The sequence below is a fragment of the Herbidospora cretacea genome (genome assembly GCF_001570605.1).
Taxonomy (GTDB): domain Bacteria; phylum Actinomycetota; class Actinomycetes; order Streptosporangiales; family Streptosporangiaceae; genus Herbidospora; species Herbidospora cretacea.
On record NZ_BBXG01000005.1, the window covers coordinates 16,427 to 38,908 of the forward strand.

A 22,482-nucleotide genomic window follows, 5' to 3' on the forward strand; every position below is an offset into this window, starting at 1 on the left:
TGCTAAATGTACGTTTTCGCAGGTGTAACACCGGCAATGATCTGCCCCATGCTGAAGAGGAGTCTCGCCTGCGGTCTCGCCATGGCCTTCCTGGCGGCGCCGCTGACCATCACGCCCGCCGCTGTCGCGAAGGCCCCTCCGAACGTGGTTTTCATCCTCGCCGACGACCTGGACACGGCCGACCTCCACCGGTTCCCCAACATCGCGAAGCTGGCGGCGAGCGGGACCACGTTCTCCCACTTCTACGTGACGAACCCGTGGTGCTGCCCGTCGCGGTCGTCCATCCTGCGCTCGCAGTACATCCACAGCCACGGCGTCACCAGCAACCGCGCGCCCTCCGGTGGGTTCCCGAGGTTCAAGCCGCTGGAGGACAGCACGCTCGCCACCTGGATGAAGGGCGCGGGCTACCGGACCGCCCTGTTCGGCAAGTACCTGAACCAGTATCCGGGCGCGGGCGTGCCGCGGACCTACATCCCGCCGGGCTGGGACGAGTGGGCGGTCCCGGTCACCAACCTCTACCGCGAGTACGGCTACGCCCTCAACGACGACGGCATCATCGTCGAGCGCGGCGAGCAGCCCGAGGACTACCTGACCGACGTGCTCGCCAACAAGGCCGCCTCGTTCGTGAGCCACCGCGAGCCGTTCTTCCTGTACCTGTCCCCCACCGCGCCGCACCGCCCGGCCAACCACGCGCCGCGCCACGCGGACGACTTCGAGGGGGTGCGGGCGCCCCGGACGCCGTCGTTCAACCAGAAGGACGTGTCGGCCGAGCCGCTGTGGGTGCAGGAGCGCACCCGCATGTCCCGGCGGGTGATCCGCAACATCGACCAGATGTACCGCGACCGGCTGCGCTCCACGGCGGGCCTCGACGACCTGGTGGGCACGGTCGTCTCGGCGCTGGAGCGGGCGGGCAAGCTCGACGACACCTACATCTTCTTCGGCTCCGACAACGGCTTCCATCTGGGCCAGCACCGGCTGCGGTCGGGGAAGACGACGCCCTACGAGGAGGACGTCCGGGTCCCGATGATCGTGCGCGGGCCGGGCGTGCAGGCCGGGCGGGTCGACACCTCGCTCGGGTCGACGGTCGACCTCGGCCCGACGTTCGCCGAGCTCGCGGGGGCGAAGGTGCCCGGTTTCGTCGAGGGCCGGTCGCTGGTGCCGCTGCTACGCGGCCAGCGGGTGCCCTGGCGCGACGCGGTGCTCGTGGAGTTCGACCAGCCCGACTACGCGCCCGGCTGCCCGCCCACCTACCGGGCGCTGCGCACCGAGACTCACACCTACGTCGAGTACGCGACCGGCGAGCGCCAGCTCTACGACATGGTGGCCGACCCGTTCCAGCTGACCAACCTGGCCGCCACCGCCGACCCCGCGCTGCTGGCCGGGCTGTCGGGCCGGCTGGCCGCGCTGCACGCGTGCTCCGGCGCCGGCTGCCGGGTCGCCGATACCATTTTGGGTGAACGGTCAGATTTCCCTCCCTCAGGAGTGCAATGGATCGGACCCCGGCCCGCGAACGCGCCGCATGTGATCGGCTGAGCCCCGGCTTCGGCCATCTCATCCGGGTCGCGGCGGCCCTCGACCAGCTGATCGACAAGGCGCTGCAGGAGGAGATCGGGATCACCCACGTGATGTTCGAGGTCCTGATGCGGCTCTACCGCGACCACGACGGCTGCACCGCGATCAACTCCCTCGACCTGACCCTGACCAGTGGCGGGATGACCCGGCTGCTCGACCGCATGGAGCGGGCCGGGCTGGTCACCCGGGGCCGCCACCCGGGCGACCGGCGGATGACCCTGATCCGGCCGACCGAGGAGGCCTCGGAGATCTTCCTGCGGGCGGTCGAGGTGCACACGCGGGTGGTCGACCGCCACTTCGACGCCCCGCTGTCGGCGACCGAGCGGGCCGTCGTCCGGCGGGCGCTGGGCCGGCTTGAGGAAGTCTTGACCGAATAAATTTGGTTGCTCGGGAAGATATTGCGAGCGAAGAAGGTTGTGGGCCCACATGAGTGCCATTTCCACCGAGCGCGTCCTCGACGCCACGGCCCAGGACCTTCTCTTCCGCGAGGCGCGGACGGCGAACACCTTCACCGACGAGCCCGTCTCCGACGAGACCGCACACGCGATCTACGACCTGATCAAGTGGGGCCCGACCGCGATGAACAACCAGCCGCTCCGCATCGTGTACGTCCGCTCCCCCGAGGCGCGGGCCCGGCTGGTCGAGCACATGAGCCCGGGCAACAAGGCCAAGACGTCGACCGCCCCGCTCGTGGCCATCCTCGCCGTGGACATCGACTTCCACGAGAACCTGCCGAAGACGTTCCCGCACTTCCCCGGGGCCAAGGACGCCTTCGCCGACCGGAACGACCGGGTCGCGTCGGCGCGGCTGAACGGCGGCCTGCAGGTGGGCTACTTCATCGTCGGCGTGCGCGCCCACGGCCTGGCGGCCGGCCCGATGGCCGGGTTCGACAAGGACGCCCTGGAGAAGGAGTTCTTCCCCGGCGGCAACCACGAGGTGCTCGCCGTGGTGAACATCGGCAAGCCCGGCCCGGACGCCTGGTACGCCCGCAACCCCCGCCTGGACCTCCACGAAGCCGTGACGACCGTCTGATCCGCGCCCACAAGTGGCCCATCTCCGTTGTGAGATGGGCCACTTTGTTCTGTATGGACTGGGAGCGCTCCCAACTGCGGATATGCGCTTTTTGTGCCTTTTAATCCCATTCGATGTCGCTAACCGTTACAGGAGTAACAGTTAGGTTTCGGCATATTGACGGGTGCGTTGCCCATAGTGGACTCTTCGTGGGAGCGCTCCCAACCTGCTGAGCAGTCGGGGGTCGGCCGGGAGCCCACCTTCAGTCACAGATTCGGGAACCACCTGAGAGGGGTCCGGAATGATGAACAACACGCGCCGCGGTGTGCTCGCGGCCGTGGCCGCAGGGGCGCTGGCCTTCACGGCCGCCGCCTGCGGCGGCGACGAGGCACCCGCAGCGGCACCAAGCGCGGGCGGCTCCGCGGCCCCTGCCGAGAAGATCGAGATCACGCTGAACACCTTCGGCGGCGGCGAGAACTTCGCCTACGACGACGCGGTGGCCCAGTGGAACGCCGCGAACCCGAACGTCCAGGTCAAGTACGTCAACCTGACGGACCGGTTCGAGGACACCTATCTGCCGCAGGTCCTGCAGTGGCTTGAGGCCGGCAGCGGCGCCGGCGACATCATCGCGATGGACGAGGGCGCCATGGGTCTCATGGCCGCCCGCCCGCAGTACTTCGCCGACCTCGGCCAGTACGGCCTCGACAGCCGTAAGGCCGACTACCCCGCGTTCAAGTACGACGTGGGCGTCAACACCGAGGGCAAGCTGTTCGCCCTCGGCACCGACATCGGCGGCATGGCCATGTGCTACCGCACCGACCTGTTCGAGAAGGCCGGCCTGCCGACCAACCGCGACGAGGTCTCCAAGCTCTGGCCGACGTGGAACGACTACCTCGAGGTCGGCAAGAAGTTCAAGGCCAAGGTCCCGGACGCGGGCTTCGTCGACGGCGCCAACACCGTGTACAACTCGGTGCTCGCCCAGGAGGCCGGCAAGAACGGCGGCCTCTACTACTTCGACAAGAACCAGGGCCTCGTGGTCGACAAGAACCCGGGCGTCAAGGCCGCGTTCGACTACGTCCAGTCCCTCAGCACCGCGGGCCTGACCGCCAAGCTCCGCTCCTGGAGCGAGGAGTGGAACACCGCGATGCAGAAGGGTGGCTTCGCCACCATGGGCTGCCCCTCGTGGATGCTCGGCGTGATCTCCGGCACCTCCGGCGACTCCAACGCCAAGAAGTGGGACGTCGCGGCGGTGCCCGGCGGCTCCGGCAACTGGGGCGGCTCCTGGCTGATGGTCCCCTCGCAGAGCAAGCACCCGAAGGAGGCCGCCGACGTCCTCAACTTCCTGACCGGGAAGGACGGACAGGTCGCGGCGTTCAAGGAAGGCGGCAACTTCCCGAGCGCCATCCCGGCGCAGCAGGACCCGACCGTCGCGGACGCGAAGAACGCCTACTTCAACGACGCCCCGAGCGGCCCGATCTTCGCCGCCTCGGTCGCGAAGCTGGCCCCGGTGTTCTTCGGTGAGAAGCACGCGCAGGTCAAGGCGGCCGTCGAGGAGGTCCTCGTGGGCGCCGACCAGGGCTCGGTCAAGTGGGACGAGGCCTGGACCCGCTTCGTGGAGGAGGGCGTGAAGGCCGCGGGCTGATCCCCCCGGCCGCGCCTGACCGGCCCCTTCTCACCGAGGGGCCGGTCCTTACTTGAGCGGCCGGGACCCCCGGCCGCTCCTTCCACGAAAGGTTGACGATGAGCCTCAGCGTCGACGCGGGCGCCCGGACCCGCACGGTGCCGCCCGGGCCGCGGCGGCACGCGCGCCCGCCGGGCGGCCGGCGACTGCTCTCCTGGCTGGACCTGCGGGCCGCCCCCTATTTCTTTGTCTCGCCCTATTTCATCCTGTTCGCGATCTTCGGTATCTTCCCGCTGATCTTCACCGCCTGGGTCTCGCTGCACGACTGGCAGCTCGCCGGCGACAAGACGTTCATCGGGTTCGAGAACTACTCCGAACTGCTCGTGGACGACAAGTTCTGGAACGCGGTGCTCAACACCGTCGGCATCTTCGTGATCGCGACGGTTCCCCAGCTGCTGCTGGCGCTGCTGCTGGCCAACGCACTGAACAAGAAACTCCGCGGCCGGCTGGTGCTGCGGCTGAGCGTGCTCGCGCCGCTCATCACCTCGGTCGTGGCCGTCGCGGTCGTCTTCACCCAGCTGTACGGCCGTGACTACGGCCTGGTCAACTGGGTCCTGGGCGGCTTCGGGGTCGACCCGATCCACTGGCAGAACGAGAAGTGGTCGTCGTGGATCGCCATCGCCACGATGATCGACTGGCGGTGGACCGGCTACAACGCGATCATCTACCTGGCCGCGATGCAGACCATCCCCAAGGACCTCTACGAGGCCGCCGCGATCGACGGCGCCTCGCCGCGCCGCCAGTTCTGGGGCATCACGGTCCCGCTGCTCAAGCCCACGATCATCTTCACCGTCATCGTCTCGACGATCGGCGGCTTCACCCTGTTCGCCGAACCGGTGATGTTCGGCGCCGGCCTGATGACCGGCGGCACGACGGGCCAGTTCCAGACGGTGGCCATGTTCATCGTCAAGGAGGGCTTCCGGGACTTCCAGTACGGCTACGCCGCGGCCGCGGCCTGGATCCTGTTCCTGCTCATCATGATCACCGCCCTGATCAACTTCGCCATCGTCCGCGGCATCGGGAGATCACGATGACGACGCTCACCCACCGCGCCCCGAAGAGCCCGCCGCGGCGGCGGTCGCGGGCCGGCGCCGACGGGCTCGACCCGTTCCGCGCCACCACGATGACCAAGGCGATGCTGGGCCTGGCGATCTTCCTGTCGATCTTCCCGATCTACTGGATGATCGTCATCGCGACCCGCACCAACGAGGACGCGCACAGCATGCCGCCGCCGCTGCTCCCGGCCGGCAACCTGGGCGAGAACATCCAGGCCGTGTTCGCGGCCGAGAACGCCCACTTCATGACGGGCATCATCAACTCGATCATCATCGCCACCACGGTGACGGTCGGCATCGTGATCATCTCGACCCTGGCCGGGTTCGCGTTCGCCTCGCTCACCTTCCGGGGCCGGAACCTGCTGCTGCTGTCGGTCGTGCTGACCATGATGGTGCCGCTGCAGCAGATGGGCATCGTGCCGCTCTACCAGATGATGGTCACGCTGGGCTGGACGAACACCCTGAAAGCGGTCATCCTGCCGTTCCTGGTGAACGGCTTCGGGGTGTTCCTCATGACGCAGTACACGCGGCAGGCCGTACCGAGGGAACTGGTCGAGGCCGCGCGGGTCGACGGGGCGAGCACCCTGCGGATCTGGTGGAACGTCGCGGTGCCGGCGGTCCGTCCGGGCATGGCGGTGCTGGCGATCCAGACATTCATGCTGATCTGGAACGAGTTCCTCTGGCCTCTCATCGTGCTCACGCCGGACAATCCGACTGTGCAAGTCGCGCTGCGGGCCCTCAACGACCGATATTCCACGAACTACGTGCTCATCTTCGCGGGCACCACCATCTCGATCATTCCGCTTCTGCTGGTATTCGTCTTTTTCGGCCGTCAGATCATCGGCGGACTCATGGAAGGTGCGGTCAAGGAGTGACCCAGAACACAGAGACCCAGATCGACACCCCCGGTCTGGTGTTCCCCACCGGCTTCGTCTGGGGCAGCGCGACATCGGCCTACCAGATCGAGGGCGCCCTCTCGGCCGACGGCCGGGGCCGCTCCATCTGGGACACCTTCGCCGCGCAACCCGGCCGGGTCGTCGGCGGCGACGACGCGTCGGTGGCGATCGACCACTACAACCGCTACCGCGACGACGTGCGGCTGATGGCCGACCTGGGGCTGACCGCCTACCGGTTCTCGCTCTCCTGGACGCGGATCCAGCCCGACGGCAAGGGCGAGGTCAACGCCAAGGGGCTCGACTTCTACAAGCGCCTGGTCGACGAGCTGCTCTCCTACGGCATCACGCCGTGGGTGACGCTCTATCACTGGGATCTGCCGCAGGCCCTCGAGGACGAGGGCGGATGGCCCTCACGTGATCTGTCGAAGCGCTTCGCGGACTTCGCCGCTATCGCCCACGGCGCCCTGGGCGACCAGGTGTCCAACTGGGCCACGGTCAACGAGCCGTGGTGCGCGGCCTTCCTGGGCTACTCCTCGGGCGAGCACGCCCCCGGCCGCCGCAACCCGGCGGAGTCGATCAAGGCCGCCCACCACCTGAACCTGGCCCACGGCCTGGCCGTCCAGGCGATGCGGGCCCAGCGCACCGACACGCGGATCGGCGGCTGCGTCAACCTGTACGCGATCAGCCCCCAGAGCGACAGCGAGGCCGACCTCGACGCCGCCCGCCGCATCGACGGCATGCAGAACCGTTTCTTCCTCGACGCCCTCATGCGCGGCGCCTACCCGCAGGACGTCCTCGACGACCTGACGCCGCTGATCGCGCCCGAGGAGTACATCAAGGACGGCGACATGGAGCTGATCGCGGCTCCGCTCGACATGCTGCTGATCAACTACTACAGCCGCTTCACCGTCACCGGCGCCGAGGGCGGCCCCAAGTCCGCCTCGGCGGCCCCGACGGACTCGGGCTCGGCGTGGCCGGGCAACGAGCACGTGGGCTTCGTCAACGGCGGCCGCCCGGTCACCGGGATGGGCTGGGAGGTCGACGGCACGGGCCTGTTCGAGGTGCTGACCCGGCTGCGTGACGAGTACCCCGCCGTCCCTCTGTACATTTCAGAGAACGGCGCGGCCTACGACGACGTGCTCACCGAGGACGGCACCGTCCACGACGCCGAACGTCAGGCCTACATCGACACCCACCTGAGGGTCTGTCACCAGGCCATCGAGGCGGGCGTGCCGCTGGAGGGCTACTTCGCCTGGTCGCTCATGGACAATTTCGAGTGGGCGTGGGGCTACGGCAAAAGATTCGGCCTCGTTTACGTGGACTATCCAACCCAGGCGCGCATCCTGAAAGATAGCGCTCTCTGGTATGCCGAGACCATTCGGCACGGGGGCCTCCGAGGTCCGGCACAATAGCTCCAACGTGGTGAGGGGGCAGGACTGATGAACGGGGACCGCCGCACGGTCGCGCGGCCGACGCTCGAGGCCGTCGCCGCGCGGGCCGGAGTCGGGCGAGGAACGGTTTCACGGGTCATCAACGGCTCGCCGAAGGTGAGCGAGAAGGCCCGCGACGCCGTCCTGCTCGCCATCGACGAACTCGGCTACGTGCCCAACCGGGCGGCGCGCACTCTCGTCACCAACCGGACCGACACCATCGCCCTGGTGGTGTCGGAGTCCGAGCAGCGCGTGTTCGACGAGCCTTACTTCGCCGGCCTGATCAGGGGGATCGGGTCGGCGCTGGCCGAGACGGGCCTCCAGCTCATCCTGAGCATGGCCCAGAACCGGAACGAACACGACCGCCTGGAGCACTATCTGACAGGGCAACACGTCGACGGCGTCCTGCTGACCTCGGTCCACGGCGCCGACCCTCTGCCCGGACGGCTGGAGGAACTGGGCGTCCCGACCGTTCTCGGTGGCCGGCCGGTGGGGCTCAACCCCTACAGCTATGTCGACATGGACAACCGGGCAGGGGCCCGGCAGGCGATCAAATACCTGCTCGGCAAGGGCCGCAGGCGCATCGCGACCATCGCCGGCCCCCAGGACATGGGCGTGGGCGTCGACCGTCTCGCGGGCTACCGCGACGCCCTGCTCGCCACGGGCCTGACCGAGCGGGTCGCCTACGGCGACTTCTCCGAGGAGAGCGGCTCGACGGCGATGCGCGAACTCCTCGACCGCCACCCCGACATGGACGCCGTCTTCGCGGCCTCCGACCCGATGGCGGTGGGCGCGCTGCGGGTGCTCCGGGAGCGCGGCTGCTCGATCCCGCAGGACGTGGCGCTCATCGGCTTCGAGGACTCGAAGGTGGCCCTCCACACGGAGCCGCCGCTGACCAGCGTCCACCAGCCGACCGAGGCGATGGGCCGTCAGATGGTCCAGCTCCTGGTCTCCCGGATCAACGGGGAACCTCTGGAGCAGCCGGTCGTCATCCTCGACACCCACCTGGTGATCAGGGCGTCGACCTGACGCTCGACCCCCGGCGCGGCGCGTCACCTGCGATCTGAGCGTTTCCCGCCTCAGTCCGTGGCGCCCCGGTCGTAGGTCTCTCTGGCCGCGTCGACCTGATCGATGTGCTGCCCGGCCCACCGGGTCACGGCGTGGAGGACGGGCAGCAGGCTCTCCCCCAGCGGGGTGAGGGCGTAGTCCACCCTGACCGGGACCGACGGCGTCACCGATCGCGACACGAAACCGTCTCTTTCCAGGTCTCTCAGCGTCTGGGTCAGCATCTTCTGGCTCGCCCCGGCGAGCGCCCGCGCCAGATCGCTGTGCCGCCTGCGGCCCTTCTCCAGTTCCACGAGAACCAGGCCGACCCACTTGTCCCCGAGCCGGTCGAGCACCCGGTTGGTAGGGCAGAGCTCGACCGCCTCCCGGTGGGCGTCCCGGGCCTCCTCCCGGCGCTGCGCGCTCGTCCGCGTCGGCATGGGGGTCCCTTCACGTGCCCAGGGCACCTTGAGGTGCGTTCTTCCCGCTGGGGACGGTCGTCCCTAGCGTCGGAGTCGACGGTTCCACCTTCGCACGGGAGTGACGCACATGACGACCTTGGGCATTCTCGGCGCCGGCGACGTGGCCCGCGCCCTGGCCGGCGGCTGGATCGCGGCGGGGCACACCGTGGTCATCGGTTCACGTCGGCCGGAACGCGGCGACTGGCCTGAGGAGGTCCGCGTCGCGGGTCTCGCCGAGGCGGCCGAAGCGGGCGAGGTGGTCGTGAACGCCACGCCGGGCCGCGACTCCGTCGGGATCCTCGCCCCGCTGCGCCGTCACCTGGCGGGAAAGGTGCTGATCGACGTGGCCAACGCGGTCGAGCTGGGCCCCGACGGTTTCGCGACCGCGCTGGTCCACCCCGCCACCAGCCTCGCGGAGACGATCCAGGCGGCCCTGCCGGAGACCCGGGTGGTCAAGACGCTGAACACGATGGGCCCGGCCTCGGTCATGGCCGACCCGGCGCGGCTGTCCACGAACCCGGCGGTCTTCGTGTCGGGCGACGACGCCGCGGCGAAGGCGACGGTCACGGAGCTGCTCTCCGACCTGGGCTGGCGCCCGGAATGGGTGCTCGATCTCGGTGACCTCACCACGGCCCGGGTGCCGGAGGCGTTCGTGCTGATGGTGCGGCCGCTGTTCGGCGCCCTCGGCCCGGTGCCCTTCGGCCTGGCCGTCGCCCGCTGACGGGTGGGATCCCTGCGTCCGGGTGCAGGCGGGACCGGGGTCTCTCCTCGCAGAGGAGATCCCCGGTCCCCGAGAACGGCTCAGCTCATCGCCACCAGCACGCGGCGTGACCCGGTGAAGGGCCGCCGGCCGTGGCCCACCAGGACGTTGTCGATCAGCAGCACGTCGCCGGTCCGCCAGTCGACGTCGACCGCGTGCTCCAGCCCCCGGTCCCGTGCCTGGATCACGTGCTCGGCCGGGATCGGGGTGCCGTCGGCGTACTGGACCGACTGCGGGAGGTCCTCCGGCGGCATGATCTCCGCCAGCATCAGGGCCGTCTCGTCGCCGAGGGAGGCCGGGTGCCACTGGTCCGACTGGTTGAACCAGACCTCCGCGCCCGTCACCGGGTGGCGGGTGGTCGACGGGCGGATCTGCGTCACGCGCAGGCCGCCGTCGTTCCGCCACGTCCACTCCGCCGAGGAGGCGTCGAGGAAGGCCTCGACCGCCTTCTTGTCGGAGGTCTCGAAGGTCTCCTGCCAGCTCTTGCCGAGGCCCATGCCCCCGTGGAGGTTCTGGGTGTAGCGGACGCCCTTGGCGAACGCCTCGCGCACGCCGGGGTCGAGGGACTCCAGCCAGGTCACCCCGTCGACCACCGGGGTCGCGCCGCCCGTCTCGGCGGCCTTCGCGCAGAAGAACATCAGGCGCGAGGGCCAGGAGGCGGCGTAGGACAGCTCGTTGTGCATGGAGATCGTGTACTCGGCCGGGTACTCGGTCGAGGTGTAGACGTTCTGGCCGACCTTGGTGCGCGGGGAGTTCCCGTGGACGTAGGCCAGGCGGTTGGGCAGGAGCAGGTCCATCGGGGCGTCCAGGTCCGGCTCGGTCACGCCGAAGCCGCGGAACACCAGGGCCTTCTTCTCGATCAGCAGGTCGTCGATCGGGTTGTCGCGGAGGAAGTCGGCCAGAGGCCGCCCGTCGCTGTGTATCTCGTGTGGTTGCCAGGTCATCGGGATCCCCTTTTGAGGTGACGGCGGAGCGCTTCGCGCTGGGATTCCGTGAGGACCGGGCGACTCGGACGCGGAGGGCCGAGAAGCGAGGCAACGAGGGCCGCCGTTCTCGTGATGCCCGCCGACGGGTCGAGGTCCTCCGGAGCTGCGGGCTGCTCCCCCGATGTGAGCAGCTCACGCAGGTGTTCCCCCGCCTCGGGCCATTTCCCGGGCGGAAGCCATTTCGCCAGGCCCAGTTTGGCCAGCCGGGCGGCGTTGTCGGGGCGGTCGGCGCCGTCCGCGAGCACGAGTTGCGGAGTTCCGGCCATCAGCGCGCGGGTGAGGGTGCCGATGCCGCCGTGGTGCACCACCGCCCTGACTTTCGGCACGACCTGGTCGAACGGCAGCCGATCGAACCAGCGCACCCCTTCGGGAAGCGGGTCGGGCAGCAATTCGGGATAGGGCGTCACCACTACCGCCGGTAATCCGCCGACCGCTTTCAGCGCGGACGGGTAGAAGGCCTCGTTGAGCATGCGCCCGGTGCCGCCGGAGATGAGAATCGGGCGGTCGGCCACGACCTCTGGAGAGAACGCTCCCCGGGAGGCGGCGTCGGGCACCGCGAATCCGGCGAGTTCGAATCGCGCCGGCGATTTCGCGCCGGCCTGGTCGAACCAGCGGGGCCAGAGGCCGATGTCCATCGTGGCGCCGGCGAACCAGCCATACCAGTCGGATATGGGCGGCAGCCCGAGGTCGTCGCGGACGGACTGGAAGCCCTCGGCGAGTTCGGTCGCGTACATGTGGGCGGCCAAGCGGGCGCCCATCACCTGGATGGGCGACACCGCGACCCAGGCGACCGGGCAGCCGAGGAGCTCGGCGGCGAACCTGACCGACAGGGCCGAGGTGTGCCGGCCGACGAGGACCGTGCGGCCCGGGTCGTGGCGCTCGGCGATGGCCTTGACCTCGAAGGCGAGCTGTTCGAACAGGCCGTTGCGCTCGTAGAAGGCGAGCCAGCCCAGGCCTCCCCTGGTGTCCATCAGCTGGGCGGTGTCGGCCTGGTGGCGGGCGTACTGCTCGGCGGTGTCGATGGCGGTGAAGTCGAGGCCGGCGGCCGCCGCCCGGTAGGGGGCGTGGGTGATCAGGGTCACCTCGTGGCCGCCCCGGCGGAGTTCGGAGCCGAGCCGGACGAAGGGCATCACGTCGCCGTCGGTGCCGTGCGTGACGGCGATTATCCTCGGCACGCCACCCGCCCCGCGCCCGGGATTTCGGCTGACAGTGAGTTGCGCATGAAAGTTTCTGTTCCCTTGCATCGGTGGCGGCCGGTGGGTGATACTCCGACTGAGAAAGCGCTCTCTCTTTCCCGGATGCCCGTCCGGAATGAGACCAAAGAAGCAGTAGCGACATGTTCCTGTCAACGGTGATCCCGCATAATGGAACGTCCGCTTCCCGCGATCGGGGAATGTGGGGCAGGCTCAGGGTCGTGACTTTTTTTAAGTTCTATACTATCCTACTTCCGGATGCCTGACCTGCAGAAGGAGTCGGTGAAGGAGGGGCGTCAGCTTACTCATCGGTAATTCGCAGGTAAGACGACATTTCAGAGTGGGACGCGCCGCGCACTTGCGCACGGCGAATGGATTCGTTTAATCTCTTCTGGGAGTGCGGTGGGAGCGCTCCCATGACGGTTAATTGGGTTCCGCAAGTTTCCGCAACTCAGCGCAACATTAGGTGGACGCTTATCGCGCCGGCCTTTTTCGGGTTGCCTTGGACCGTTCAAAGAAAGGCCACTCCGTGGCAGTGACGTCCACATCGACACCCGGGTCCGCGCCTCGTAGCTCCCTCGGCGGGCTCTCACCCTCGCGCCAGGCCGCGCTCGCGCGCCTGCTCACCGCGCGCCCGAAGTCCCCGATCCCGGCGGTCCCCCGCGACCAGGGCCCTCACGCCTGCTCCTTCGAGCAGCGCCAGATGTGGCTCGGCGCGCAGCTCGGCGGCGCCGCCCCGGCGCCCAACGCGACGCTGGGACTGAGGCTCGACGGGCCCCTCGACGTGCCCGCGCTGACCGCCGCGCTCGACGCGCTGGTCGTGCGGCACGAGAGCCTGCGCACCGTCTACACCGGTGAGGAGCCGCTCCAGGTCGTGCTCGACCCGTTCCCCATGCCGCTGGAATACCACGGCGGCCCGGACCTCGCCGGCGAGGTCACCGCCCGGGCGGTGACCCGGCGGTTCGACCTGGAGGCCGGGCCGGTCGTGGCGGCGACGCTGATCCGGCTGGCCGAGGACTCGCACGCGCTGCTCGTCGTGTGCCACCACATCGCCGCCGACGGCTGGTCGATGGGCATCCTCGCCGACGAGCTGGCGGCGCTGTACAAGGACGCGCTCGGCGTCCCGGCCGCACTGGCCGAGATCCCCGTGCAGTACGCCGACTACGCCGCCTGGTCACGCGCCGAGCTCACCCCGGAGACGCTGGAGAGCCGCGCCGCCTACTGGCGCGGCACGCTCGGCGGCGCCGACCCCGTCGACCTGCCGATGCGGCGCGAACGGCCGGTGCCCGACGGGCGGCGCACCCACACGAACTGGAGCCTGCTGGCCCCCGGCACCCTCGCCGGGCTGCAGGCCGCCGGCGGGCCGGGGACCACGCCGTTCACCGCCCTGCTGGCGGTGTTCTCGATGCTGCTGGCCCGCTACACCGGCACCGACGGGGTCACCCTGGCGACCACCAACGGCGGACGCCGCCGCCGCGAGCTCGAAGGCGTCGTCGGGTGCTTCGTCAACGCGGTGCCGATCCACGGCGACCTGTCCGGCGACCCGGCGTTCCCCGAGGTCGCGGCGCGGATCCGCAAGGCGGTCGGCGGCGCGCTGAGCAACCAGCTGCCGCTGTCGGTCCTGGCCGACGCCGTGGACCTGAAGCTGCCGGTCAGCTTCTCCCTGCGCGGCTTCCGCGACCAGCGGGGCGACTGGCCCGGCCTGACCGCCTCGATCTGGGACCACGAGGTCGACCACCAGGGCTACGAGCTCTCGCTGCTGGTCCACCTCGACGGCGAGGTCACCGGCCTCGACTTCACCTACCGCCGCGACCTGCTCGACGACGACGACGTCGAGCGGATGGTCCGCCACTACCACCACCTCGCCGCCCAGATCGTGGCGAACCCGGCGGCCACGCTGGCCGAGCTCGACCTCGTGACCCCGGAGGAGCGGGCCACGATCATCGGCACGTGGAACGACTCGGCGCGGTCCTATCCCGAGAGAGCGCTCCCTTCGTTGCTGGCCGAGCACCGCGACTCGACCGCGACCGCCGTTCTCTTCAGGGACCGGCCCACCTCCTACGCCGATCTGCACGCCCGCGCCCACCAGATCGCCCGCCGCCTCGTCGAGGAGGGCGTCACCCCGGAGAGCACGGTCGGGGTGCTGCTGGACCGCTCGCCCGACCTGATCGCCTCGCTGCTCGGCGTGTGGCTGGCCGGGGCGGCGTACGTCCCGATGGACCCGGCGTTCCCGCCGCAGCGGCTCGCCGACATGCTGGAGACGGCGGGCACGTCGCTGGTGCTCACCGAGCGGAAGTACGTCTCCCGGTTCGACGGCCCCACGGTCGTCGAGGTCGCCTCGATCGACGGCGACGCCACCCCCGTGGACGTCCCGCTCGACGTCGACCGCCTGGCCTACCTGATCTTCACCTCGGGCTCGACCGGCAAGCCGAAGGGCGTCCAGGTCACCCACCGGGGCCTGGTCAACCACGTCTGGTGGGCCGTGGAGGAGCTCGCCGCGCGCGGGACCGGCGGCGCGCCGCTGCTCGGCTCGGTCGCGTTCGACCTGGTCGTGCCGAACCTGTGGGCGCCCCTGGTGACCGGGCAGACCGTGACGGTCCTGGACCAGGACTTCGACATGGGCGAGCTCGGCGCCCTCCTCGGCGACCGACGCTTCAGCTTCATCAAGCTCACCCCCGGCCATCTGGAGGTCCTGGGCCACCAGCTCGACGACGCCCAGGCCGCCCAGTTGGCCGAGGTGATCGTCGTGGCCGGCGAAGCCCTGCCGGGGTCGCTGGCCGACCGCTGGCTGGAGATCCTCGGCCCCGGACGGCTGATCAACGAGTACGGCCCCACCGAGGCCACCGTCGGCACGTGCGTCTACCCGGTCACCCACCGGCAGCACCACGAGGTCGTCCCCATCGGGGCGCCGCTGCCCAACATGCGCATGTTCGTTCTCGACCAGCACCGCCGCCTGCTTCCCGCGGGCGTCCCCGGCGAACTGTACGTCGGCGGCGTCGGCGTCACCCGCGGCTACGTGAACCGACCGGACCTGACCGCCGAACGGTTCGTGGAGTTCGAGGGTGAGCGCGTCTACAAGACGGGCGACCGGGTCCTGTGGCTGCCCGACGGCAACGTCGCGTTCCTCGGCCGGTTCGACGACCAGGTGAAGATCCGCGGCTACCGCATCGAGCTCGACGAGGTCAGGGCCGCGCTCCTCGACCATCCGGGCGTGCGGGACGCGGTGGCGGCGGTGCACGAGGAACGACTCGTGGCCTACTACGTGCCGGCCGGGAACCCCGTCCGCGACCTGGCCGAGCACTGCGCGCTCCGGCTGCCCGAGTACATGGTCCCGGTGGTCTTCACCGAGCTCGACCGGATGCCGCTCAACGCGAACGGGAAGGTCGACCGCAAGGCGCTCCCCGCGCCGGCCGCCTCCGCGACCTCGGCCGTGGAGCCCCGTACCGAGACCGAGCGAAGGATCGCCGAGGTCTGGAAAGAGGTCCTGAACCTCGACGCGGTCGGCGTCGAAGACGACTTCATGGCGCTGGGCGGCCACTCGCTGCTGCTCATCCGCATGATCGCCAAGCTCCGCCAGACGATGCCCGACAAGCCGATCAGCGTCGTCGACGCGCTGGCCAACCGGACCGTGGCCGCCCTCGCGGCCCTGGTCGACGGGCCCGCCGAGGACTCCGGCGGCCTGCTGGTGAGGCTGACGCCGCCGATCCCCGCCCCCACGACGACCCTCGTCTGCGTCCCCTACGGCGGCGGCAGCGCGGTCGTCTACCAGGCGCTCGCCGAGGCCTTACCGAAGGGCGTCGCGCTCCAGGCCGTCGCCCTCCCCGGTCACGAACTCGGCGTCGACGAGGAGGTCCTCCCCTTCGACGAGGCCGCCGAGAAGATCTGCGAAGAGATCCTGGCCAAGGTCAAGGGCCCTCTGGTCCTGTACGGCCACTGCGTCGGCAGCGCCCTCACGACCGAGATCGCCCGCCGCGTCGAGGCGGCCGGCCGCGAGATCGACGCCGTCTACATCGCCGGCAGCTTCCCGTTCGCCGTCCCGACCAAGGGACTGAGCGGCCTGCTGAACAAGCACTACTTCAACAACCGCAGGCTGCGGAACAACAACTCCGAGGCCAACTGGCTGCGCGCCATCGGCGCCGACCTCGACGGCCTCGGCACCGACGAGGTCGAGCGCATCGTCACCACCATGCGCTCCGACGCCAAGGCGGGCGAGGCCTACTTCACCCGGCTCATCGACGAGGGCGCGACCCCGCTGAAGGCCCCGCTGATCTCGATCGTCGGCAGCCGCGACCCGATCACCGACTTCTACGAGGAGCGCTACCGCGACTGGCACGTCACCGCCAGGACGACGGCCCTCGTGGTGATCGACGAGGCGGGCCACTACTTCCTGCGCTACCGGGCCGAGGAGCTGGCCCGGATCATCACCACCGTCCACACCGACCTCGACGGCCCCCACGGGGAGACGACCTGGCGCAAGGAGGCGGTCTCCCGGGAGAAGCCCGCCGCGGAGGCCACGCTCGGCCGGTTCCTGCGGGTGGCCACCGGCCAGACCGTGTCGATGGTCGGCACGGCGATGACCGAGTTCGCGGTGCCGATCTGGGCCTACCTGAAGACCGGCTCGCTCCTCCAGTTCAGCCTGTTCGCGATCATCGCGCTGGTCCCCGGCCTGGTGCTGTCGCCGCTGGTCGGCGCGCTGGTCGACCGCAGCGACCGGCGCCGGGCGATGCTCATCGGCGACGGCGCGTGCCTGGGCCTCCAGGCGCTCATGCTCGGGCTCCTGCTCACCGACACCCTCCCGATGCCCGCGCTGTACGGCATCCTCGTCCTGCTCAGCGTCGCCCTCACCGTGCAGCGCCTGGCCTGGGCGTCGGCCGTGCCGCAACTGGCCCCCAAGCACTACCTCGGCCACGCCGGCGGCGTCCTGCAACTGGGCAACGCCATCGGCCGCCTGATGGTCCCGCTGTTCGCGGTCGGGGTGCTGGCCGCGATCGGGCTGAACGGGATCCTGATCGCCAACGTCGTCTGCTACCTGTTCGCCGTCACCGTCACGCTGCTCACGCCGTTCCCGAAGGCGATGGCCTGGACGCGGCGCGAGTCGGTCGGCGCGGAGATCCGCAACGGCTTCACCTACCTGTGGCGGCGGCCGGGCCTGCGGGCGATGGCGATCACCATGTTCGCCGTCAACTTCTTCCTGTTCACCGCGTTCACCATGATCTCGCCGCTGGTGCTCTCGATGGGCGACCTCGGCGACACCGGCACGGTGGCCCTGGTCGCGGCGGCCGGCGCCGTCACGGGCGGGTTCGTGATCTCGATCTGGGGCGGCCCGCGCCGCCGCCGGATGTTCGGGATGCTCGCGGCCGTGGGGGTCGTGGCGCTCTTCGCCTTCTCGATGGGGCTGCGCCCGTGGCTGCCGCTGGTGGCGGTGGGCGCGGCCGGGATGGCGCTGTTCATGACGATCAGCGACGGCATCTGGATCACGATCATCCACTCGAAGGTGCCCCAGCGGTACCACGCCCGGGTGATCGCCATCAACCAGATGCTGGCCATGTCGACCCAGCCGATCGGCCTGGCCGTGCAGGCCTGGCTGGCCGGGCTGGTGTTCGTCCCGCTGCTGCGCGAGGACGGCGCGCTGGCCTCCACGGTCGGCGCCGTGATCGGGGTCGGCGAGGGACGCGGCATCGGCCTGCTCTACCTGATCTGCGGCCTGGCCATGGCCGTCACGATCGTGCTCGCCCTCCGGCACCGGGCGCTCCGGAACTTCGACCGGGACACCCCCGACGCGGAACCCGACGATCTCGTCGGCCTCGCTGAACTGAAGGGAACCTCCGCATGACCCCCACCGAATCCGCCGTCGCCGAGATCTGGACCGAGCTGCTCGGCCAGGCTCCGCCGTCGATCGACGACGACTTCTTCGAACTCGGCGGCCAGTCGCTGACGATGGTCCAGTTCCTGGCCCGGGTCGAGGAGCAGTTCGGCGTCGAGTTACCCATCGACGTGCTGTTCGCCAGCGGTTTCACCGTCGCGGAGGCCTCGAAGGCGATCGACCAGGGCCGGATCGCGGCCGTCGACGACGACGAGCTGGCCGCGCTGCTGAAGCAGCTCGACGGCATGTCGGACGACGAGATCAACGAGCTGCTGTCGGACGCATGAGAATCCTGCTCGCCCAGAACATGTTCCACCTGCCCAGCCACGGCGGGGCGAACAAGTCCAACCGCATCATGATGGAGCAGCTCGCGGCCCGCGGCCACGAGTGCCACGTGGTGGCCCCGATGAGCGGCGCGCTGCGCGACACCTCGGCCGACGACCACGTGACGTACCTCAAGGGGCTGGGCGCCGAGGTCGTCTCGGCCACCCCCGACGTCCTGGAATACGTGTACAACGGGGTGCGGGCACACGTGGTCACGCGGGCCTCCCTGCTGGCCCGGGAGATCGGCGAGGTGGCCGCCTCGGTCACCCCCGACTGGACGCTGGTGCCCTCCGACGACCCCGGGCTGATCGTGCTCGGCGCGGCGCTGAAGGCCACCCCCGAGCGGGTCGTCTACCTGGCCCACACCCTCCAGCAGCTGCCGTTCGGTCCGGGCGCGTTCTACCCGAGCGCGGCCGGGACGCGGATGGTGCGGCGGGCGGCCTCGGTCGTGGCGGTGAGCCAGGCCGCGGGGACGTACCTGAAGACGTGGGGCGAGATCTCGTCCACGCTCATCTACCCCCACATCTACGGCGATCCGCCGGAGCTCCCCGCCGGGGACCTGGTCGCGATGATCAACCCGTGCGGCTACAAGGGGCTGAGCGTCCTGCTCGGGCTCGCCGACGCGCGGCCGGAGGTCCGGTTCCTGGCCGTCCCCACCTGGGGAACCACGCCCGACGACCTCGGCGAGCTGCGGAGACGGCCCAACATCGAGATCGGGCAGCCCTCCGACGACATCGACGACATCCTGTCGCGGGCCAAGGTCCTGCTCATGCCGTCGCTCTGGGACGAGACCTTCGGGTACGCCTGCGTCGAGGCCATGGCCCGGGGCGTCCCGGTGATCGCCAGCGCCGTCGGCGGCCTGTCGGAGGCCAAGCTCGGCGTGCCCTACTCGGTCCCGGTGCGGAGCATCGAGCGGTACGAGTCGGTCGGCCAGGCCAGGCCCGTCCCGGTCGTCCCGCCGCAGGACCTCGGCCCCTGGCTGAACGCGCTCGACCCGGTGATCGGAGACGACGACCTGCGCCGCCACCTGGCCCGCCGGTCGCGCAAGGCCGCGCTCGGCTTCATCGCCTCGCTCGACGACGGCGCCCTGGAGACCCACCTCACCACCCTGCGCCCCAACCGCCGCCTCGCCGCCCTGGCGGCGCTGGCCGCGGCCCGCGCGAAGGAGTCACAGTCATGATCGGAGCGGTGCGGGAGCGCACCCTGACGCCGGTGTCCGAGGCCGACCTGTCGCGGATGCTGCGGATCCGGCACTTCGAGAAGGCGCTGCTGCGCCTGTTCGAACAGGGCCGCCTGAACGGCACCACCCACACCTGCCTGGGCCAGGAGCACGTCCCGGTCGCGGTCAGCGCCCTGCTCCGGCCGGAGGACCACGTCTTCAGCAACCACCGGGGGCACGGCCACTTCCTGGCCCGCTACGACGAGCCGCACGCCCTGCTGGCCGAGATCACCGGCCGCGAGGGCGCGCTCTGCAACGGGGTCGGCGGCAGCCAGCACATCTACCACGAGCGGTTCCTGTCGACGGGCGTCCAGGGCGAGTCGCTGCCGGTGGCGGTCGGGGTCGCGCTGCGGCACAAGCGGACCGGCGACGGGATCGCCTGCGCGTACATCGGCGACGGCACCTGGGGCGAGGGCTCGGTGTACGAGGCCCTGAACATGGCCCAGGTCTGGGGCGCGCCGCTCCTGGTCGTGGTCGAGCACAACCGGATCGCCCAGTCGACCCCGACGGCCGCGCAGATGGCGGGCTCGATCGCGGGCCGCTGCGCCGGGTTCGGGGTGGCCCACCACCGGGTGGAGTCGGTCGACGTCAACGTGGTGCGGGCCGAGCTGTCCGGGCTGCTGGAGACGGTGCGGCGGGACAAGCGCCCGGCCGTGTTCGAGGTCTCGGTCCACCGGGCCGGCCCGCACAGCAAGGGCGACGACACCCGGACCGCCGCCGAGCTGGCCGAGGCCGCCGCCGGGGACTGGTACGCGCACTACGCGCGGGACTTCCCCGCGCAGGTCGCGGCGCTGGAGGAGATCGAGCGGGCGTTCATCGACGCCGCCGTCGAGAACGTGCTGGCCCGTCCCCTGTCGGAGTGGTCATGAGAGTCGCCGAGCACCTGAACCGGTCCCTGCACGCCCTGCTGGAGAAGGACCCCTCGGTCCACGTGCTGGGCGAGGACATCTCCGATCCGTACGGCGGCGCGTTCAAGATCACCAAAGGCCTGTCCGACCGGTTCGGCCCGCGCGTGATGTCCACGCCGCTGTCCGAGGGGGGCATCGTCGGCGTCGGCGCCGGGCTGGCCCTGGCGGGCGACCGGGCCGTCGTGGAGATCATGTTCGGCGACTTCGCCACGCTGGCCTTCGACCAGCTCGTGAACTTCGCCGCCAAGTCGACCACCATGTACGGCCGCCCGGTGGACGTGCCGCTCGTCGTCCGCCTCCCCACCGGCGGCCGGCGCGGCTACGGCCCCACCCACAGCCAGAGCCTCCAGAAGCACTTCATCGGCGTCCCGGGCCTGTCGGTGTACGAGATGAGCCCCTTCCACGACGCCGAGGCCCTGTTCACCGAGATCTTCGGCAGCGGGCGCCCGGCCGTCTTCTTCGAGGACAAGGTCCTCTACACCAAGCCGATGCTCAGCGGCGGCGACGGCCTGCACACCTTCGAGGTGCGCGACGGCTGGGCGGTCATCCGCGCCGAACAGAACACCGAGGACGTCCTGGTGGCCCCGGGCGGCCTGACCGACCGGGCCCTGACCGCCCTGCGCGACCTGCTGGTCGAGGACGAGATCGCCTGCACGCTGCTGGTCCCCGCCCGCCTCCACCCGCTCGACGTGACCCCGGTCGCCGACGTCCTGCACGCCGCCCGGCGGGTGCACGTCGCGGAGGACGGCACGGCCGGCGGCACGTGGGGCGCGGAGGTGGCCCGGCTGCTGCACGAGCGGCTGTGGGGCCGGCTCACCGCGCCGATCACGCACATCTCCGCGCCCGACTCGATCATCCCGACGGCCGCCCACCTCGAGGCCCGCTGCACCGTCCAGGCCGCCGACATTCGCGCACACATTCAGAGGGCGATCAGCAGGTGACCGAATTCCGCATTCCGAAACTGAACAACAACGACGACAGCTACATTCTCGTCGAATGGCTCGCGGCCGACGGTCAGGAAGTGCGGCAGGGCGAACCCCTGGTGGTCATCGAGACCTCGAAGACGGCCGAGGAACTCGAAAGTCCGGCCGACGGGACACTGGTCATCCGGGTCCATTCCGGTGACTGCGCGCCGGGCGAACTCATCGCCGCCATCGGCGCCGCGGTGGACGTCGTGGAGCCGGTCGTGCCGGAGGTCCCCCCGCTGGAGTCCGGCGAGATCGACGTCGTCATCACCCGCCCGGCCCAGGTGCTCATCGAGCGGCACGGCATCACGCTGGAGCGGGTCCGCGCGCTGGGCAAGAAGGTGGTCCGCGCCGAGGACGTGGCGGCGCTGTCCGACTCCCGGGAGATCGTCCGGCTGCCGAAGGCGCAGCGCCAGGCGGCCGACGTGGTCGTGCTGTCGCACCAGACCATCCCCGCGGCCTTCACCGTGGTCAAGGCCAACGTGACCGACATGGCCAAGCTCACCCGCGACCTGTCCAAGCACGCCCGGACGCTGATCGGCCTGTCGGAGCTGCTGGTCAAGGCGGTGGCCGACCAGCGCGCCGAGTTCCCGCACCTGTTCTCCACGTGGCTGGGCGACGGCCGGATCCGGCTCGCCGGGGGCTCGCACGTCGGCGTCACCATCGACGTCGGCAAGGGCCTGTTCGTGCCGGTCGTCCGCGACGCGGACGCACGTCCGCTCGACGCGGTGGCCCGCGAGCTCATGGACTACCGGATGACCGCGCTGCGCGGCAGCTTCCGCGAGCGCGACCTGGAGGGCGCCAACATCGCCGTCACCCTCCACACCGAGGCGGGCGTGGAGCTCGCCGTCCCGATCATCCATCCCGGCCACGTGGCGGCGCTCTCGCTCGCCTCGACCCTCCAGGAGGTCCAACCGGCCGATGAAGGTTTCACGGTCCGCCAGACGGTCCGCATCGGCCTCGCCTTCGACCACCGTGTCGTGAACGGCCGGGACGCCGCGCTCTTCCTCGGAGCGGTGAAACGGTTGCTGGAAGAACCGCGCAGATGGTTGGAATAACGCGTCGTGGTGTATTTGTGCTGATGTCACTCAGCGCCGCCGGCGCCTGCGCCGCA

18 protein-coding genes are annotated in these 22,482 nt (G+C 70.2%); 15 read left to right on the forward strand and 3 right to left on the reverse strand.

Translation table 11 applies throughout. The features are described 5' to 3' along the window. The first annotated feature begins 48 nt into the window (after positions 1–48). The 8 genes from AW270_RS11150 (at position 49) to AW270_RS11185 (ending at position 8,674) form a co-directional block, all read left to right on the forward strand. Positions 49–1,533 carry a sulfatase family protein gene (locus tag AW270_RS11150; RefSeq protein WP_063819172.1) on the forward strand — a complete coding sequence of 495 codons (1,485 nt, stop codon included), beginning with the start codon at positions 49–51 and terminating at the stop codon, positions 1,531–1,533. Next, positions 1,488–1,949 (forward strand): MarR family winged helix-turn-helix transcriptional regulator, encoded by a 462-nt coding sequence (locus AW270_RS11155; RefSeq protein ID WP_061293617.1) that lies wholly within the window; start codon positions 1,488–1,490, stop codon positions 1,947–1,949. The genes AW270_RS11150 and AW270_RS11155 overlap by 46 nt, the downstream gene beginning before the upstream one ends. 58 nt (positions 1,950–2,007) lie before the next feature. After that, positions 2,008–2,604: a malonic semialdehyde reductase gene (locus AW270_RS11160; RefSeq protein WP_439649051.1), complete on the forward strand. Its 597-nt coding sequence runs from the start codon at positions 2,008–2,010 to the stop codon at positions 2,602–2,604. Positions 2,605–2,887: 283 nt separating this feature from the next. Further along, positions 2,888–4,225 carry an ABC transporter substrate-binding protein gene (locus AW270_RS11165; RefSeq protein ID WP_245674667.1) on the forward strand — a complete coding sequence of 446 codons (1,338 nt, stop codon included), beginning with the start codon at positions 2,888–2,890 and terminating at the stop codon, positions 4,223–4,225. A gap of 98 nt (positions 4,226–4,323) precedes the next feature. Then, positions 4,324–5,298 carry a carbohydrate ABC transporter permease gene (locus tag AW270_RS11170; RefSeq protein ID WP_061293624.1) on the forward strand — a complete coding sequence of 325 codons (975 nt, stop codon included), beginning with the start codon at positions 4,324–4,326 and terminating at the stop codon, positions 5,296–5,298. Then, positions 5,295–6,194, forward strand: coding sequence for a carbohydrate ABC transporter permease (locus AW270_RS11175; RefSeq protein ID WP_082801475.1), 900 nt, complete (start codon positions 5,295–5,297; stop codon positions 6,192–6,194). Before AW270_RS11170 ends, AW270_RS11175 begins: the two co-directional genes overlap by 4 nt. Further along, positions 6,191–7,627, forward strand: coding sequence for a GH1 family beta-glucosidase (locus tag AW270_RS11180; RefSeq protein ID WP_061293627.1), 1,437 nt, complete (start codon positions 6,191–6,193; stop codon positions 7,625–7,627). Before AW270_RS11175 ends, AW270_RS11180 begins: the two co-directional genes overlap by 4 nt. A gap of 27 nt (positions 7,628–7,654) precedes the next feature. After that, positions 7,655–8,674, forward strand: a complete 1,020-nt coding sequence (locus tag AW270_RS11185; protein ID WP_061293629.1) for a LacI family DNA-binding transcriptional regulator — start codon at positions 7,655–7,657, stop codon at positions 8,672–8,674. Between the two features lie 50 nt (positions 8,675–8,724). On the opposite strand, the gene AW270_RS11190 is transcribed toward AW270_RS11185, so the two are convergent. Continuing rightward, the gene (locus AW270_RS11190) at positions 8,725–9,129 is read right to left on the reverse strand and encodes a winged helix-turn-helix transcriptional regulator (RefSeq protein WP_061293630.1); all 405 of its coding nucleotides are present in this window, start codon (positions 9,127–9,129) and stop codon (positions 8,725–8,727) included. 109 nt (positions 9,130–9,238) lie between these two features. Here AW270_RS11190 and AW270_RS11195 point away from each other — a divergent pair, with 109 nt between their 5' ends. Then, positions 9,239–9,871 (forward strand): NADPH-dependent F420 reductase, encoded by a 633-nt coding sequence (locus AW270_RS11195; RefSeq protein ID WP_061293632.1) that lies wholly within the window; start codon positions 9,239–9,241, stop codon positions 9,869–9,871. Positions 9,872–9,951: 80 nt separating this feature from the next. Here the strand turns inward: AW270_RS11195 and AW270_RS11200 are convergent, their stop codons facing one another. Both AW270_RS11200 and AW270_RS11205 read right to left on the reverse strand, forming a co-directional pair. Then, the gene (locus tag AW270_RS11200) at positions 9,952–10,854 is read right to left on the reverse strand and encodes a TauD/TfdA family dioxygenase (protein ID WP_061293635.1); all 903 of its coding nucleotides are present in this window, start codon (positions 10,852–10,854) and stop codon (positions 9,952–9,954) included. After that, the gene (locus AW270_RS11205; RefSeq protein WP_061293637.1) at positions 10,851–12,071 is read right to left on the reverse strand and encodes a glycosyltransferase; all 1,221 of its coding nucleotides are present in this window, start codon (positions 12,069–12,071) and stop codon (positions 10,851–10,853) included. The genes AW270_RS11200 and AW270_RS11205 overlap by 4 nt, the downstream gene beginning before the upstream one ends. A 547-nt stretch (positions 12,072–12,618) precedes the next feature. On the opposite strand from AW270_RS11205, the gene AW270_RS11210 reads away from it, so the two are divergent. Genes AW270_RS11210 through AW270_RS11235 form a run of 6 tightly spaced genes read left to right on the forward strand, consistent with a single transcriptional unit; the run spans position 12,619 to position 22,426 of the window. After that, entirely contained in the window at positions 12,619–17,922 is a 5,304-nt protein-coding gene (locus AW270_RS11210; RefSeq protein ID WP_157521835.1) for a non-ribosomal peptide synthetase/MFS transporter, read from the forward strand. After that, complete coding sequence (locus tag AW270_RS11215; protein WP_061293643.1) at positions 17,919–18,239, forward strand: phosphopantetheine-binding protein; 321 nt, start codon at positions 17,919–17,921, stop codon at positions 18,237–18,239. The genes AW270_RS11210 and AW270_RS11215 overlap by 4 nt, the downstream gene beginning before the upstream one ends. Further along, positions 18,236–19,456, forward strand: coding sequence for a glycosyltransferase family 4 protein (locus AW270_RS11220; protein ID WP_061293645.1), 1,221 nt, complete (start codon positions 18,236–18,238; stop codon positions 19,454–19,456). The genes AW270_RS11215 and AW270_RS11220 overlap by 4 nt, the downstream gene beginning before the upstream one ends. Next, on the forward strand, positions 19,453–20,364 hold the full coding sequence (locus AW270_RS11225) for a thiamine pyrophosphate-dependent dehydrogenase E1 component subunit alpha (RefSeq protein WP_061293647.1): 912 nt from the start codon (positions 19,453–19,455) through the stop codon (positions 20,362–20,364). Before AW270_RS11220 ends, AW270_RS11225 begins: the two co-directional genes overlap by 4 nt. After that, entirely contained in the window at positions 20,361–21,344 is a 984-nt protein-coding gene (locus AW270_RS11230) for an alpha-ketoacid dehydrogenase subunit beta (RefSeq protein WP_061294205.1), read from the forward strand. Before AW270_RS11225 ends, AW270_RS11230 begins: the two co-directional genes overlap by 4 nt. Continuing rightward, positions 21,341–22,426, forward strand: a complete 1,086-nt coding sequence (locus AW270_RS11235) for a 2-oxo acid dehydrogenase subunit E2 (RefSeq protein ID WP_061293649.1) — start codon at positions 21,341–21,343, stop codon at positions 22,424–22,426. Before AW270_RS11230 ends, AW270_RS11235 begins: the two co-directional genes overlap by 4 nt. Positions 22,427–22,482: the final 56 nt, after the last annotated feature.

Coding starts and splice junctions, on each gene's coding strand:
- AW270_RS11200 (WP_061293635.1), bottom strand. CDS start 10,854: ATGACCTGGCAACCACACGAGATACACAGCGACGGGCGGCCTCTGGCC.
- AW270_RS11185 (WP_061293629.1), top strand. CDS start 7,655: ATGAACGGGGACCGCCGCACGGTCGCGCGGCCGACGCTCGAGGCCGTC.
- AW270_RS11155 (WP_061293617.1), top strand. CDS start 1,488: ATGGATCGGACCCCGGCCCGCGAACGCGCCGCATGTGATCGGCTGAGC.
- AW270_RS11190 (WP_061293630.1), bottom strand. CDS start 9,129: ATGCCGACGCGGACGAGCGCGCAGCGCCGGGAGGAGGCCCGGGACGCC.
- AW270_RS11150 (WP_063819172.1), top strand. CDS start 49: ATGCTGAAGAGGAGTCTCGCCTGCGGTCTCGCCATGGCCTTCCTGGCG.
- AW270_RS11195 (WP_061293632.1), top strand. CDS start 9,239: ATGACGACCTTGGGCATTCTCGGCGCCGGCGACGTGGCCCGCGCCCTG.
- AW270_RS11230 (WP_061294205.1), top strand. CDS start 20,361: ATGAGAGTCGCCGAGCACCTGAACCGGTCCCTGCACGCCCTGCTGGAG.
- AW270_RS11215 (WP_061293643.1), top strand. CDS start 17,919: ATGACCCCCACCGAATCCGCCGTCGCCGAGATCTGGACCGAGCTGCTC.
- AW270_RS11220 (WP_061293645.1), top strand. CDS start 18,236: ATGAGAATCCTGCTCGCCCAGAACATGTTCCACCTGCCCAGCCACGGC.
- AW270_RS11225 (WP_061293647.1), top strand. CDS start 19,453: ATGATCGGAGCGGTGCGGGAGCGCACCCTGACGCCGGTGTCCGAGGCC.
- AW270_RS11165 (WP_245674667.1), top strand. CDS start 2,888: ATGAACAACACGCGCCGCGGTGTGCTCGCGGCCGTGGCCGCAGGGGCG.
- AW270_RS11175 (WP_082801475.1), top strand. CDS start 5,295: ATGACGACGCTCACCCACCGCGCCCCGAAGAGCCCGCCGCGGCGGCGG.
- AW270_RS11170 (WP_061293624.1), top strand. CDS start 4,324: ATGAGCCTCAGCGTCGACGCGGGCGCCCGGACCCGCACGGTGCCGCCC.